We start from the raw sequence: 15,058 nt of genomic DNA, 5'->3' as shown, positions 1-15,058 counted from the left end.
CACTCAAGGTTCTAAATATATAACGTAAGAATCCATTGAATGATAGCTCACCACAAATATAATTTGTGACAGTCTTATGCATATTATGCATAAGCCCAGGATTATAACATTAAAGCATTAGTTATATCCTTCGGCGGTATTTCCTTTCATGTTATATCATAGTGCTTATCTCAATAACATTACTCTTAAAGACCGCGCCTCTACCTCTTCGCAAATTATTCACTTTTAAATTAATATAATTATATAATATAAATATATATATATCAATATATCTTTTAATTTTTTGTTTATTTTATTAACAATTTTTCATAAATTCTTCTATTTCACTAACTGATTTTATCATATCCTTAGTTAATACCTCACATCCATCATCAGTTATTAGTACATCATCTTCTATTCTTACACCAATACCTTCTTCTCCTATATATATGCCTGGTTCTACTGTATATACCATACCTGGTTCTAAAACTGTATTTCTTCCTGGATTTTCTATATCATGAGTATCTAAACCTAAGCTATGTCCTATACTATGCCAATAATATTTTGATACTTCTTCCTTATTTTCTATTAATCCAAGATTAATACATTCTTCTGCAATCCACTCTTTAGATTTTTTATTTATATCTAAGAAATTAATACCTGGTTTTAACTCTGATATAACTTTCTCATTTACTCTAAGTACAGCTTCATAAACTTCCTTTTGTCTTTTTGTAAACTTACCGTTTACAGGAAATGTTCTTGAAATGTCTCCATTATAATAATTAACCTGTGCTCCTAAGTCAAAAAGAATTAAATCTCCATCTTTAGCTTCTGAATTATTATCTACATAATGTAATATAGTTGCATTCTTTCCAGCTGCTGCAATTGTATTAAATGCATAATCACGAACTCCTCTTTTTCTGCATTCAAATTCAAAATATGCTTCTAATTCATATTCAAGCATTCCAGGTTTTATATTTTTCATTATTGATTCAACACCTTTAATTGTTATATCAATAGCCTTCTGCATTTCTTTTATTTCAGATGGACTCTTTACAAGTCTTATTGGTGCAAATATTGGAAATACATTTTTTATATTCACTTGTGGATACTTATTTCTAAGCTTTTTAGCAAATGTACTACTTACTGTTGGTAAACTGTTAAACTCATCTCTTTCTAAATCTAAATATATATTTATATCAACACTTTCATTTATTATTTTATTTAAAAAGCCTCTAAACTCTCCTAAGTATCCTATATCTTCTATACTATTTAAATTAAAAACTTCTTCTTTTCTTATTGTTTTACCAAGCCACTTTTCTTTTTCAAGGTCTATTTCTTTTATAAACATCTTTTCAATTACATTGCCATTTAATTTACCCATAACAATAATATGATCTTCTTCATCAATTCCTGTTAAATAATAAAAATTTCTGTTTGGTGTAAAACTATATTTTTCATCAGCAGTTTTCTTTGGTGCATTTCCAGCAAAAAGAATTAATAAAGAATTTTCCTCTAACTTTTCAAGTACCCTCTTTCTGTTAAATTCAAAAACTTCTTTCTCCATAATTATCCCTCCATACTTTTTATTCTACGGCTAGTATTCTAACTTTTATTACATCATCAAGCTCACTGATTTTGTATAAAAAGTTTTTAACATCTCCTCTTATTTTAGAGACATCTAATGTTATAGTAACATTTGCAGTCATATTTATTGGTATATCTTGATTAATTGTTAATATATTTAACTCATTTGTTGCAATAAAGTCTAGAACTCTTGAAAGCACTCCCGATTTATGAGCTAGTAAAAGCACAATCGTAATTTTTTTACTATTTACACCTTCCGCCATTGGATATACAAAATCCTTATATTTATAATAAGTGCTTCTGCTTATTCCAACCTTTTTAACTCCCTCTGATATATCTTTTACTTTTCCTGTATGAAGTAATTCTTTAACCTCTATAACCTTATAAAATATATTTGGTAATACTTGCTCATTTACAATATAAAATTTTTCATCTGACATATAACCCCCCCAATCTAAAGACAAATTTTAATTTGTGTATTTTAATCATAATTAAATTTATGATTATTATTTGGAATTTAGAGCATATTATCCATTATAATATGTAAGTGTTGTTTTTCTCCTCATATTAATCATTTACTCTATTTTATTGCCCCAACTAATAAATAAATAGACAAATTCAACTTTATACTATTATAATACATACAAAATACACTTGTCCACAGGAGGGATACATTTGAGAAATTTAGGACTTATTCCAAAATTAATATTAGCAATTATATTTGGTCTCATATTCGGTAAATTTATGCCGGAAAATTTCATAAGATTATTGGCAACTTTTAATTCTATCTTTGGAAACTTTCTTGGTTTTATAATACCACTTATAATAATAGGATTTATTGTATCAGGTATTGCAGACTTAGGTAAATCAGCAGGAAAAATGCTAGGACTTACAACTTTATTAGCTTATTTATCAACATTACTTTCAGGTTTATTAGCATTTTTTGTTGCTTCAAATTTATTTCCAAAATTCGTTAAGGAATCCTTAAGTTTTACTGCAAATAATCCTGAACATAGTTTACTTAAACCATTATTTGTAGTTGATATGCCACCTGTTATGTCAGTTACAACTGCATTGCTTATTGCTTTTTTACTTGGACTTGGTATAGCTTATATAAAAGGTCGTACTTTATATAATGCATCATTAGAATTTCAAGAAATTATTCAAAAAGTTATCAATGCTATAATTATTCCTTTAATTCCTTTTCATATATTAGGAATATTTGCAAATATGACTTATACAGGTCAGGTTCAATCTATATTCTCAGTATTTTGGAAAGTATTTTTAATAATATTAGCTCTACACTTTTTTGTTATATCATCTCAATTTACAATTGCTGGAGCTTTAAACAAAAAAAATATTTTTACTTTAATGAAAAATCAATTATCTGGTTATTTAACAGCTCTTGGAACACAATCTTCAGCTGCTACAATACCAGTAAACCTTGAAGTTGCAGAAAAAAATGGAGTTTCTAAAGGTGTTAGAGAATTTGTTATACCTCTTTGTGCTACAATCCATTTATCTGGTAGTACTATTACTTTAACTTGTTGTTCAATTGCAGTAATGTTACTTAATGGAATGCCTTTTAATTTTCCACAATTTTTTGGATTTATAGCAATGTTAGGTGTTACTATGATTGCAGCCCCTGGTGTTCCTGGTGGTGCTGTCATGGCAGCTCTTGGTGTATTACAAACTAACTTAGGCTTTAATGATGCACAACTTGCATTAATGATTGCTCTTTATATTGCTCAAGATAGTTTTGGAACAGCTTGTAATGTATCAGGTGATAATGCAATTGCATTAATAGTTAATAAATTTAAATTTAAAGAAAATAAATAATTTTATAAAATAAGGAATCTTGAATATATTAATTTAAGATTCCTTTTTATTCTTCAATTAAATTATACAATTTTTTATTCAAAGTAATTATTATTTATAATTATTGTATATTAAGTCTAAATATATGTTAATAAAATTATATTTTAAAATTTATTAACAATAAAAGTTTTCTTAAAGATAATATTAAAAATTTAAAACATACTACATTATAGTATTATCCAATTAACAACAGTAATAGCAGCAATTATAGCTGTTATATCTGCAATTACAGCTGCCCACAATGTATGCCTTATTTTTTTAATTTTTGCAGCTCCATAATATACAGTTATAGTATAAAATATAGTTTCCGTTGTTCCCATAATTACAGATGCTACAAGCCCTATAAATGTATCTGCCCCATATGTTTTAATAATTTCAGTAAACATACCCACTGCTCCACTACCTGATATTGGTTTTATAAGAACCAAAGGAACTACTTCTTCTGGTAATCCTATAGCTCTAGAAAGTGGTGAAATTATATTATTTACTAACTCCAAAAGATTTGCACCTTTAAATATTTGTACAGCTACAATCATAGCCAAAAGATACGGAAAAATTCTCATACATACAAATAAACCTTCTTTAGCTCCTTCTATAAACCACTCATACACTTTTCTCCCTTTAATCATTCCATAAAAAAGTATTATAACAACTATTATAGGAATAATACTTTTTGTAATATATGAAAACATATTAAAACCCCCTACCTAAAAATATCTTTGTAGTATTTTGCAACATACAACCCCAACTATTGCAGCTATGGTTGTTGATATAATTGCAGGTAATATTATTATTCCTGGATTTACAGAATTCGCTGCTGCTCTTATAGATATTACAGTTGTAGGAACTAATTGTATGCAAGCTGCATTCATAACTAAAAACAAAGCCATATCATTTGATGCAACACTGCTTTTTTTATTTAATCTATCCATTTCTTCCATAGCTTTTATTCCAAAAGGAGTTGCTGCATTTGAAAGTCCCATCATATTAGCAGTTAAGTTCATAACAATTGCACCAAGTGCCTTTTCATCTGTTGCTGCTTCTTTAAAAAGTTTCTTTAATAAAGGTCTTAAAATTCTTGCAATTTGTGCTGTAAGGCCACTCTTTTCAGCTATTTTCATTACTCCACACCAAAAGCACATTATTCCTACAAGTTCAATTAAAAAAGAAACTGTACTTTCACTTCCTAAAACTATTGCTTCAGTTATTTTATCTCCATTTCCAGTGAATAAAGCAAAAATTATTCCAAAAAATATCATTGCAAACCAAATATAATTAATCATTCATTCCTCCATAAAATAACTATTGTTAACAGTTAAATATATGCCTTGCACAACAGTTTTAGTAGTGATAGGATTAAAGTATAAACATAATTTTAAAAAGATATACCAAAGGAGAATCTTATATGAGAGAAGAAAATCTTAAATTAGTTCAACAAGATATTGATGAAGCATTAAAAACTGTAGAAGCCTTAGAAGAAGGTATCGATAAAGATGAAATATCAAGAGATGATATAAAAGAAAAATTCTTATCTTTAAATAATAAACTTCAACAATTAGAAGATATTCTTAAAACAGAAGGTATCCTTTAATAATTAATTTTATTAGGTTAAGATAACAATGGAAGCTTATTTATTTAAGCTTCTTTTATTTGTTTAAAATTTATATGAAAGGTGGTAATTTAAATGGAAATAGTAAATAAAAACGATAAAGTTGTTCCATTTGATGATGAAAAAATAAGGCATAGTATATTAAGCGCTGCTATGGATGCTAATTTTTCAATAACGACTGGAGATTTAGATTCCTTAGTTACAGACGTTAAAAATGTTTTAGATGTTACAACTGACGATTGTAGAGCTGCAGAAAGAAAAGAATTAATTAAATCAGTATGTAAAGTTTTATCTTTAAACGGCTTTTCAAAAATTAAACACGCATACCAAAATAAACATCATTAATTTTAAAAGCAAGAAGACCGTAAAAGTAATCATTCATTGATTATTTCTACAGCCTTCTTATTTTTTATATTATAAAACCTTTTCCTTAAAATTATCTATTCCTATTCTCTCAATAAAATCTCCAAGTTTTTCTCCTGCTTCTCCTAGTGACTTATAAACTTTAAAAATATTATCTACTATTTTTAAAGCCTCATCTTCAGAAACATCTTGAATTATTATATCAGCCAATCTTGGATTATAGCCTGCTGACCCACCAGCTGTAACTAAAAATCCTGTTTTATCTGCAATTATTCCAATATCTTTTGAATATACACTACCGCATGCATTTTTACATCCTGCAACTCCAATTTTTGTTCTACAAGGCATATCCATATTCTGATATTTATTAAGTAACTTCATTCCAGTACTTATAGTATTAAACTTTGATCTTTTACAATAACCAGCTGGACACATTTCAACATTTTTAACCGAATTTTGCTTTCTAACAGCTGGTTCCATTCCAAGTTCTTTCCATATTTTAGGCAAATCTTCTCCATTAAGGTTTGTTATTAAAATTCTTTGACCTGATGTTATTTTAATTACACCATTATATTTTTTTGCTACATTAGTTATCTTCTCTAAATTTTCTATAGTTATAAAACCTCCTGGAATATGTGGTGTTATTCCAAAAGTTCTCTTACCATTTCTAACCTTCTGAAGATTACCATAATGAGTTCCACTTACCATATTAGGTATACCATTTACCATATTGCTCATATTTAATCCTCCATATTAAAATATACTATGCTTTTATTATATATTAACCTTAAAATTATGTTTGTAACTATTGTTACATCAAAATAAAAAAAGTGACATTTAAAGTCACTTTTTAATTAATTTCTGATGCTATTTTATTAACCTCATCTACTTCTTTTAATTTTTTAACAGAATTATAAAAAAGAATTCCTGTTATAAGTGATGAAAATCCATCACTTATAGCTCCTGAAAGCCATATTCCATTTAATCCAAATATTTTTGGAAGAATTAAAAGACAAGGTATAAGTAATATAACCTGTCTAAGAAGACTTAAAAACATTGATATTTTAGCCTTACCAATTGATTGAAAATAATTTGAACTTATTATTTGAAATCCTATAACTGGTAACATAAATAAGTAAATTCTTATACCATTTTTAGCTATATTAACAAGATTTGGGTCACTGTTAAATATTTTAATTAAAACTTCTGGGGTTAATTGTACTACAAGCCATCCACAAACAACTATTATAGTTGCAATTATTGACCCATATTTTACAGTTTCCTTTACTCTATGATATTTTTTAGCTCCATAATTGTACCCTATTATAGGTTGTGAACCTTGATTTAATCCAAATATAGGCATTAAGAATATCATAGAAATGCTTGAAACGATTGTCATAGCTCCAATTGCAAGGTCTCCACCATATTCTTTTAATGAATTATTTGCTAGAACTTGGACTATACTTGCAGCTACTTGCATACTAAAAGGACTCATTCCTATTGAAAAAATACTAATAATTATAGCCTTATCAAGTCTTAAATTACATAATTTTAACTTTATTATGCTAGAACCCTTTGTAAAATAATATAATATCCATATAGTTGTAACTGTTTGAGAAATTACAGTTGCTATAGCAGCTCCCTTAACTCCCATTCCTAAAGCAAATATGAAAATAGGATCTAATATTATATTTGTTAAAGCTCCAATAAGCATTGAAAACATTGCTATTTTAGGATTTCCATCACTTCTTATAGAGTGATTTAATCCAAAACTTAGCATGCTTACTATAGTTCCAACAAATATTATTTGCATATACTCTCTTGCATATATTTCAGTAGCATTACTGGTACCAAACACTCTTAATATCGGATTTAAAAATATTAATCCTATTATAGTAATTAAAATACTTATTATAACTATTAATGTAAATGCATTTCCTAAATGTTTTTCTGCAGATTCTTTATTATGCTCTCCAAGCTTTAAAGAAACTCTTGCTGCAGTTCCAATTCCAACTAACATACCAAAAGCTAATATTATAGTCATTATAGGCATAGTAATCCCTACACCTGTTATGGCAAGTTGACCCACACCCTTTATATTACCTATATACATTCTATCAATAATGTTATATAAAGTATTTACTATCATACCTACTATTGCAGGCACTGAAAATATTCTTAATAATTTCGATATCTTTTCTTCCCCAAGTCTTTTTTGCTTATTCATATATTCCCCTCCTAATATTATATATTTACTCCCATATCTTTAAGTATAATTTTTATAGCTTTTTCTGAATAAACATTTTCTTTTTTTTCTATTAAATTGCAGTTCTTATCTAATGCTACAAAAGTTGGAACTCCTGTAACATTATATTTTTTTGCAAGATTTACTGCTTCATCATTATCCAAACTATCTGCACTTGCATGAACTATATTAAATTGATTTCCATATTTATCATGTAACAACTTAAGATTTTTTTCTGCATCAAAACTATGCTCTGACATAACACTTTTAAAAAGTATTATAGTTGGAAGTGACTTATTGATTTCATTCATACTAGTTACATATTCAGCTCTACCATACTTTATAGAATCATATTTATGTTTTTCCTCATATTTTTTATAAATAAAAAAAGAAAAAACTCCTATTACAATAACTAAAATAATAGCTATTATATATCTTTTTTTCACTAAAATTATATCCTCCCTTCATTTTTCATAAATATACTATATCATAAACTTAAATTTTTATCAGAACTAAATAAAAGCATAAATTTTTTATAAAAAATAAGCTATCTTTTGATAGCTCATTTAAATCATCATATATTATTTTACACTATTTCTTTCGATTATGTTATGTGGTAAAACATAGTGTGCTTGTTCTAACTCTTGTTTGTTAAGAAGTTTTATTAGCATTCTCATTGCAACTGAACCCATATCATAACTTGGTTGATTCATAGTTGTAAGTTTTGGATAGAATATTTCTCCAACAAAATTATTATTAAATCCCATAACACTAACATCTTCAGGAACTCTTATTCCATTATCTCTTAATCCGTTTATAACTCCCATTGCTAACTCATCTGTAGCACATATTATACCTTCTACCTTATAATCAGATTTTATAAACTTTTCAGCCGCTTCATATCCACACTTAACTTTAAGCCCTGATAAATGAATTAATTCTTCATTTAACTTTTCCCCTGACTCAGTTATAGCTTTTTCATAACCTATGTATCTATCGCTCCATGCATTCATTTCATCTTTATCAAGACCTACAAAAGCAATATTTTTTAAATCTTTATTTATTAAATATTTTGTTGCATCATATGCAGCTTCTATATTATCAATAGTTACACTAGGTAATTTTCCTTCTTTATCTTTAGTTTCAACAAGAATTGTTTTTAAATCTAACTCATTTATTAAATCTAAAATTTCATCTTGTAATGAACTACTCATATAGATTACTCCATCAACCATCTTTTCTTTTAATACTCTTAAATATTCTTTTTCCTTCTCTACATCAAAGTCAGAATTTCCAAGTATTATATTGTAATCATATATATTAGATACATCTTCAGCTCCTCTTACTATCTCTGGATAGAATTGACTTGATATATCAGGTATTAATATTCCTATTGTTTTTGTTCTTTGCGTTTTTAAACTTCTTGCAACTATATTAGGTCTATATCCTAATTTCTTTATAGCATCTAAAACCTTCTTTTTTGTGTCTTCATTCACAACATCTATGTCATTTAAAACTCTTGAAACTGTAGCAATTGAAACCCCAGCTTCTCTTGCAACATCCTTAATAGAAGTAGCCATAATTTATCACTCCTAATCATATTTGATAATTTATTATACTAATATATTCGCTTTATTTCAAGAAAACCCCTTCTTTAATTATAGTTTCTCTAAAAATTATGTAAATATATATTAATAAATAAAAAAAACTAGAAAGCATTAACTTTCTAGCTTTTTTAATATTTTATTTTACAACTTCTACAGTCATATCTAGTTTTTCACCGTTTATAGTTACTTCTGTATAATCAAATTCTCCATTAAATACTATATCTTTTGTTAAAGTTTCCTTTTTAATAGTATCTTCAAACTTTTTAATTACATCAATTAACATATCATTATTTGCAACATAAAGATTTATATTATCCGCAACTTCAAATCCTTTTTCTTTTCTCATGTTTTGGATTTTTGAAATCATTTCTCTTACATGACCTTCTTCTCTTAACTCTTCAGTTATATGAGTATCAAGAACAACACCAGTATCTCCTTCTCCAGCAAAAGCAAATCCTTCTAAACCTTGCATAGTTACAAGAACACTTTCTGCATCTAAAGGTATCTCTGTTCCATCTACATTTATAACTTCAACTCCACCATTTTGGATTTTTTGAGCAAGTTCCATTTGATTTCTTGAAGCTATTTCTTTTCTTATTCCAGGTATTAATTTACCAAATTTTCTTCCTAAAACCGGTAAATTAGGTTTTATTTCAAAATTAACATATTTTGAAAGGTCTGCTCCAAACTCAATTTCTTTTATGTTAAGTTCATTAGCTATAATATCACCATAATATTCTGGAAGTGATTTTGTTGAAACAAGTATTTTTGAAAGTGGCTGTCTATTCTTAACGTTAGCTCCATTTCTTGCACTTCTTCCAAGCTTAACTATTGTATAAGCTAAATCCATTTCCTTTTCTAGTTCTTTATTTATAGCTGATTCATCAGCCTTTGGCCAAGAACATAAATGTATGCTTTCTGGAGCATTTTCATCCATATTAACAACTAAGTTTTGATAAATTTCTTCTGTTATAAATGGAACAAATGGTGCTGCAACTTTAGCTAAAGTAACAAGTACTTTATTTAATGTTACATAAGCTCCAATCTTATCATCAGTTAATTCTGCTGACCAGAATCTTGCTCTATTTCTTCTTACATACCAGTTTGATAATTCATCTGTAAACTCTTCAATCGCAAGAGCTGAACCTGTTATATTGTATTCGTCTAATCCAGTCTCAACAGTTTTAATCAATGTATTTAATTTTGAAAGTATCCATTTATCCATTACATTATCTGACTCAAAATCAGCATATTTAGTTGGATTAAATTTATCTAAGTCAGCATATAGTACATAGAATGAATATACGTTCCATAATGTGCTTAAGAACTTTCTTGAAGCTTCTGCAACATCATCTATTGAGAATCTAGTTGGAAGCCATGGTGCACTTGCAGTATAGAAATGCCATCTTGTAGCATCTGCACCTTGTGCATCAAGTACATCGAATGGATCTACAACATTACCTTTTGATTTACTCATCTTTAATCCTTTTTTATCAAGGACGTGACCTAAAACTATACAGTTTTCAAATGGATTTCTATCAAATATTGCAGTTGAAATTGCAAGTAATGTATAGAACCATCCTCTTGTTTGGTCAACAGCTTCTGATATAAATTGAGCTGGGAAATTTTGATCAAATAATTCCTTATTCTCAAATGGATAATGAAGTTGAGCAAATGGCATTGATCCTGAATCAAACCAACAGTCAATAACTTCGTGAGTTCTCTTCATTTTTTTACCGCAATGGCTACAAGTTAATTCAACTCTATCTATAAATGGTTTGTGTAATTCTATATCTTCTGGAACATCTATTCCTTTTTCCTTTAATTCAGCAATGCTTCCAATACATTCTCTATGTCCGCATTCACATTCCCAAATTGGAAGTGGAGTTCCCCAATATCTATCTCTTGAAATACCCCAGTCTATAACATTTTCTAAGAACTTACCAAATCTTCCTGTTCTAATATTATCTGGTAACCAATTTATTTTATCGTTATTAGCTAATAACTTATCTCTTAAAGTTGTCATAGCAACAAACCAACTATCCTTTGGATAGTAAAGAAGTGGAGTATCACATCTCCAACAATGTGGATATGAGTGTGTATGCTTTTCAGCTTTAAATAATTTATTTTCTTCTTTTAAGTAATCACAAATTGCTTGATCGCACTTTTTAACAAATTTTCCAGCCCAAGGTGTTACTTCAGCAACGAACTTACCTTCTGCATCAACTAAATTTATAAATGCCATATTATTCTTTTTAGCAACTAAGTTATCATCTTCACCATAAGCTGGTGCTATGTGAACTATTCCTGTACCATCTGTAAGAGTTACAAAATCTCCATGAATTACTTCAAATGCTTTACCTTCCGGCTTGTGGAATGGTAATAATTGCTCATATTTCATTCCTAAAATATCTGCACCCTTAAATTCTTTAATTACTTCAAATTCTTCACCAAGTACTTTTGGTGCTAACTCTTTAGCTAAAATATACGTTTCATCTCCAACCTTAGCTTCAATATAATCATATGATTTATTTAAACATAATGCTACGTTTGAAGGTAATGTCCAAGGAGTTGTTGTCCAAGCTAGTATATATTTATTTTCTTCTCCAGCTACTTTAAATTTAGCAACTGCAGTTAAATCCTTAACATCTTTATATCCTTGTGATACTTCGTGTGATGAAAGACCTGTTCCACATCTTGGACAATATGGCATAACTTTATGACCTTTATATAAAAGATCTTTATCCCACATTTGTTTTAATGCCCACCATACTGATTCAATGTATGGATTATGATATGTTACATATGGGTGTTCCATGTCAACCCAGTAACCAATTTTATCAGTCATTTTTTCCCACATGTTAACATATGTGAAAACACTTTCTTTACATTCTTTAACGAATTTTTCTACTCCGTATTCTTCTATTTGCTCTTTACCTGAAATTCCAAGTTTCTTTTCTATTTCAAGCTCAACTGGTAATCCGTGAGTATCCCAACCAGCCTTTCTTATAACTTTAAATCCCTTCATAACTTTATATCTTGGGATTATATCCTTCATAACTCTAGTTAAAATATGTCCTACATGAGGTCTTCCATTTGCTGTTGGAGGTCCATCATAAAAAGTAAAATATTCACCATCTTGATTCATGTCAAAATTTCTTTTAATTACATTTCTAGCTTTCCAAAGGTCAGCTACTTCTTTTTCCATACCTACAAAACCATTTGTAAGTTCTACTTTTTTGTACATGTCAAAACTCCTTTCTCTAATTGCTTTTTTTGTTAAAATATTTCTATATATAAATAAAAAAAACCTCATCCTTACTATAGGACGAAGTAAATTACTCGCTATACCACCCATGGTATTACAAAATCAATTATATTGATAAAGTATCAATAATATAATAATAAGTTTTCTCTCTTACTATTTTAATTGAAATCAACTATTCAAGTACTAACATACTCTATTCTTTAACGCAGAATTACGTGTTAACTTAATAAGTAATATTTACTGTTCGGCCACCAACTCCTAGGTGATTTTCATTAATTTTTACTATAGCTTTACACCAACCAACTACTCTCTTTAAGTAAAAAAATTAACTACTTTTCCTAATCACTGTCTTTATTAAAGACATTATATATTATGCATATTAAAAAGTCAATTATGTAAATTTCTATATATTTGAAATATATTATTAATGATTTATTCTTTATATATTAATTTAATATGTATCATTATAATATTTCTTTATAAATTTTATAAACTTCTTAATGTGTTTTGGCAATATTTTATTCTTTTTATATGTTATGTACAAATATCTATAAGTTTCTTTTTCTCCGATAGGTAATGATATTATTTTTTTAGTTTTAACCATATCGTATATTACTTTACTAGATACAATTGAAATACCCATTCCATTTGCTATTGAATTTTTTATAGCTTCTTGATCATTCATACTAGCTATAATTTTTAAAGAATCTGGTGAAATCCCAATACTCTCTATAAATTTATAAGCTTCCCTTCTAGTTCCTGAACCATTTTCTCTCATAATAACTGGCTCTTTAAGTAAATTTTTTATATCAAAATTTTTATAAAGAAATTTTTCATAATGTTGATTATTAGGAACTGCAACAACAAGTTCATCACTAAAAAAAGGATCATATATAAATTCTTTATCATTTGTATTTGTTCCGACAAAACCTATATCAAGATTTCCATTTGAAAGTTCCTTTAAAACTCCTTCACTATGAGAATGCCATACATTAAAAGAAGTATTAGGTTCTAATTTTCTATATTCACATAATATCTCAGGTAATATATAAGATGACGGTATAGTAGATGCACCTATATTAATAATATTGTTTTTGGAAGAAGTAAATTCATCTAAAATTTTTTGTCTAAGCTTCATCATACTAACAGCATAATCATAAAGCTTTTCACCTTCTTTAGTTACAGTTATCTTTTTTGTTGTTCTACTAATAAGTTTCGCATTTAATTCATGTTCAAGAGACTTTATATGCGTGCTTATCGTTGGTTGTGTAAGACATAATTGTTTTGCAGCCTCTGAAAAACCATTATAATCAATAACAGTAACAAAAGCCTCAAGTTGTTTAAGCTCCATATACAATCCTCCTTAAAGCATCGATTGCATAATAAATCTCTTCCTCTGTATTAAAATGACTAAAAGAAAAACGAATAGTTCCAGTTGGATATGTACCTAAGGTTTTATGTGCATTTGGAGCACAATGAAGTCCTACTCGAGTCATTATTCCATAATCTTCATCTAAAATATGTGATATAAGAGCTGGGTCTTTTTCAATTGGTTGAATAGAAACAACAGCAGCTCGTCCATTTATGCAACTTTTTCCTATAATTCTAACTTTATCAATACTCTTAATCTCTTTAATAAACTTATCTGTAAGTTTAAGTTCTTTATCTCTAATTTTATCTATACCTATTTTATTTAAATAATTAATTCCAGCATTAAGTCCTAAAATACCTGGAATATTTAATGTTCCTGATTCAAATTTATCAGGAAGAAAGTTTGGTATATCTTCACTATGAGAAGCGCTACCTGTCCCACCACTTATTAATGGAGTCAGCTTATCAGCCATAAAATCAGTTGTAATAAATCCACCAATTCCTTGTGGTCCTAGCAATCCTTTATGTCCTGTAAAAGCTAAAATATCTATATTCATTTTTTTCATATCTATATCAAAAACTCCTGCTGTTTGGGCAGAGTCAACAAAAAACTTAAGATTATTTTCTTTGCATATTTCTCCTATTTCTTTTATAGGAAGTAATGTACCACATACATTTGATGCGTGTGTAATTATAATCGCTTTAGTATTATTTTTTATAAGAGGTTTTACTTTATCTAAAAGAATTTCCCCTTTATCATTACAAGGAATTCTATCAAACATAACTCCTTGTGATGATAGTTGTATTAAAGGTCTCATAACTGCATTATGTTCCATTGAAGAAACTAATACATGATCTCCTTTTTTTAAATATCCCTTTAAAATAAAATTTAAACTTGTAGTAATATTTGATGTAAAAATTACATTTTTACAATCATTAAAATTAAACATTTTTGCTATATTTTCTCTAGTATCAAAAATCAAGTCTGCTATTTCATAAGCCTTATTATATCCACCACGATTAATATTAATGCCATATTCATTAATAAAATCAAACATCGCTTTAGATACAGAATTAGGCTTTGGAAATGATGTGCTAGCATTATCAAAATAAATTATATTTTTCTCATTAATTCTCATAAAATTCTCCCT

At 27.9% G+C, this 15,058-nt stretch carries 14 protein-coding genes and 1 riboswitch; of the genes, 3 read left to right on the top strand and 11 right to left on the bottom strand.

What is annotated here, in order from left to right; translation table 11 throughout:
- Nucleotides 1–35: 35 nt before the first annotated feature.
- A riboswitch (Lysine riboswitch) is annotated at nucleotides 36–211 on the bottom strand.
- An 84-nt stretch (nucleotides 212–295) separates the two neighbouring features.
- Nucleotides 296–1,546, bottom strand: a complete 1,251-nt coding sequence (locus Q4E08_RS01375; protein WP_303127362.1) for an aminopeptidase P family protein — start codon at nucleotides 1,544–1,546, stop codon at nucleotides 296–298.
- A 19-nt stretch (nucleotides 1,547–1,565) separates the two neighbouring features.
- Entirely contained in the window at nucleotides 1,566–2,006 is a 441-nt protein-coding gene (locus tag Q4E08_RS01370; protein WP_303127360.1) for an ACT domain-containing protein, read from the bottom strand.
- Nucleotides 2,007–2,241: 235 nt separating this feature from the next.
- Between Q4E08_RS01370 and Q4E08_RS01365 the strand changes: the two genes are divergently transcribed.
- Entirely contained in the window at nucleotides 2,242–3,405 is a 1,164-nt protein-coding gene (locus Q4E08_RS01365; protein ID WP_303127358.1) for a dicarboxylate/amino acid:cation symporter, read from the top strand.
- Nucleotides 3,406–3,611: 206 nt separating this feature from the next.
- Here the strand turns inward: Q4E08_RS01365 and Q4E08_RS01360 are convergent, their stop codons facing one another.
- Together Q4E08_RS01360 and Q4E08_RS01355 are read right to left on the bottom strand one after the other, a co-directional pair.
- A complete protein-coding gene (locus Q4E08_RS01360; RefSeq protein WP_303127356.1) occupies nucleotides 3,612–4,136 on the bottom strand; it encodes a spore maturation protein in 525 nt (174 codons plus the stop codon).
- Between the two features lie 15 nt (nucleotides 4,137–4,151).
- Entirely contained in the window at nucleotides 4,152–4,727 is a 576-nt protein-coding gene (locus tag Q4E08_RS01355) for a nucleoside recognition domain-containing protein (protein ID WP_303127354.1), read from the bottom strand.
- Nucleotides 4,728–4,849: 122 nt separating this feature from the next.
- Between Q4E08_RS01355 and Q4E08_RS01350 the strand changes: the two genes are divergently transcribed.
- A complete protein-coding gene (locus Q4E08_RS01350) occupies nucleotides 4,850–5,035 on the top strand; it encodes a hypothetical protein (RefSeq protein WP_303127348.1) in 186 nt (61 codons plus the stop codon).
- 93 nt (nucleotides 5,036–5,128) lie between these two features.
- On the top strand, nucleotides 5,129–5,398 hold the full coding sequence (locus Q4E08_RS01345) for an ATP cone domain-containing protein (protein ID WP_303127346.1): 270 nt from the start codon (nucleotides 5,129–5,131) through the stop codon (nucleotides 5,396–5,398).
- A gap of 69 nt (nucleotides 5,399–5,467) precedes the next feature.
- Here the strand turns inward: Q4E08_RS01345 and Q4E08_RS01340 are convergent, their stop codons facing one another.
- The 7 genes from Q4E08_RS01340 to Q4E08_RS01310 form a co-directional block, all read right to left on the bottom strand.
- Nucleotides 5,468–6,154 (bottom strand): NAD(P)/FAD-dependent oxidoreductase, encoded by a 687-nt coding sequence (locus tag Q4E08_RS01340; RefSeq protein WP_303127344.1) that lies wholly within the window; start codon nucleotides 6,152–6,154, stop codon nucleotides 5,468–5,470.
- Nucleotides 6,155–6,266: 112 nt separating this feature from the next.
- Nucleotides 6,267–7,643: an MATE family efflux transporter gene (locus tag Q4E08_RS01335; protein WP_303127342.1), complete on the bottom strand. Its 1,377-nt coding sequence runs from the start codon at nucleotides 7,641–7,643 to the stop codon at nucleotides 6,267–6,269.
- Between the two features lie 17 nt (nucleotides 7,644–7,660).
- Nucleotides 7,661–8,107 carry a hypothetical protein gene (locus tag Q4E08_RS01330; protein WP_303127340.1) on the bottom strand — a complete coding sequence of 149 codons (447 nt, stop codon included), beginning with the start codon at nucleotides 8,105–8,107 and terminating at the stop codon, nucleotides 7,661–7,663.
- 135 nt (nucleotides 8,108–8,242) lie between these two features.
- On the bottom strand, nucleotides 8,243–9,241 hold the full coding sequence (locus Q4E08_RS01325) for a LacI family DNA-binding transcriptional regulator (protein ID WP_303127338.1): 999 nt from the start codon (nucleotides 9,239–9,241) through the stop codon (nucleotides 8,243–8,245).
- Between the two features lie 163 nt (nucleotides 9,242–9,404).
- The gene (gene ileS / locus Q4E08_RS01320) at nucleotides 9,405–12,515 is read right to left on the bottom strand and encodes an isoleucine--tRNA ligase (protein ID WP_303127336.1); all 3,111 of its coding nucleotides are present in this window, start codon (nucleotides 12,513–12,515) and stop codon (nucleotides 9,405–9,407) included.
- A gap of 472 nt (nucleotides 12,516–12,987) precedes the next feature.
- The gene (locus tag Q4E08_RS01315) at nucleotides 12,988–13,887 is read right to left on the bottom strand and encodes a selenium metabolism-associated LysR family transcriptional regulator (protein ID WP_303127334.1); all 900 of its coding nucleotides are present in this window, start codon (nucleotides 13,885–13,887) and stop codon (nucleotides 12,988–12,990) included.
- Nucleotides 13,877–15,046: an aminotransferase class V-fold PLP-dependent enzyme gene (locus Q4E08_RS01310; protein WP_303127332.1), complete on the bottom strand. Its 1,170-nt coding sequence runs from the start codon at nucleotides 15,044–15,046 to the stop codon at nucleotides 13,877–13,879. The genes Q4E08_RS01315 and Q4E08_RS01310 overlap by 11 nt, the downstream gene beginning before the upstream one ends.
- Nucleotides 15,047–15,058: the final 12 nt, after the last annotated feature.

Origin of the sequence: Clostridium sp. (assembly GCF_030532265.1) — a bacterium.
In the GTDB taxonomy this organism is placed as follows: Bacteria; Bacillota; Clostridia; order Clostridiales; family Clostridiaceae; genus Clostridium.
The sequence above is the reverse complement of the archived record's forward strand: the minus strand, read 5'-3'. Positions and strand labels throughout refer to the sequence as shown.

Coding starts and splice junctions, on each gene's coding strand:
- Q4E08_RS01375 (WP_303127362.1), bottom strand. CDS start 1,546: ATGGAGAAAGAAGTTTTTGAATTTAACAGAAAGAGGGTACTTGAAAAG.
- Q4E08_RS01370 (WP_303127360.1), bottom strand. CDS start 2,006: ATGTCAGATGAAAAATTTTATATTGTAAATGAGCAAGTATTACCAAAT.
- Q4E08_RS01360 (WP_303127356.1), bottom strand. CDS start 4,136: ATGTTTTCATATATTACAAAAAGTATTATTCCTATAATAGTTGTTATA.
- Q4E08_RS01355 (WP_303127354.1), bottom strand. CDS start 4,727: ATGATTAATTATATTTGGTTTGCAATGATATTTTTTGGAATAATTTTT.
- Q4E08_RS01350 (WP_303127348.1), top strand. CDS start 4,850: ATGAGAGAAGAAAATCTTAAATTAGTTCAACAAGATATTGATGAAGCA.
- Q4E08_RS01345 (WP_303127346.1), top strand. CDS start 5,129: ATGGAAATAGTAAATAAAAACGATAAAGTTGTTCCATTTGATGATGAA.
- Q4E08_RS01340 (WP_303127344.1), bottom strand. CDS start 6,154: ATGAGCAATATGGTAAATGGTATACCTAATATGGTAAGTGGAACTCAT.
- Q4E08_RS01335 (WP_303127342.1), bottom strand. CDS start 7,643: ATGAATAAGCAAAAAAGACTTGGGGAAGAAAAGATATCGAAATTATTA.
- Q4E08_RS01325 (WP_303127338.1), bottom strand. CDS start 9,241: ATGGCTACTTCTATTAAGGATGTTGCAAGAGAAGCTGGGGTTTCAATT.
- ileS (WP_303127336.1), bottom strand. CDS start 12,515: ATGTACAAAAAAGTAGAACTTACAAATGGTTTTGTAGGTATGGAAAAA.
- Q4E08_RS01315 (WP_303127334.1), bottom strand. CDS start 13,887: ATGGAGCTTAAACAACTTGAGGCTTTTGTTACTGTTATTGATTATAAT.
- Q4E08_RS01310 (WP_303127332.1), bottom strand. CDS start 15,046: ATGAGAATTAATGAGAAAAATATAATTTATTTTGATAATGCTAGCACA.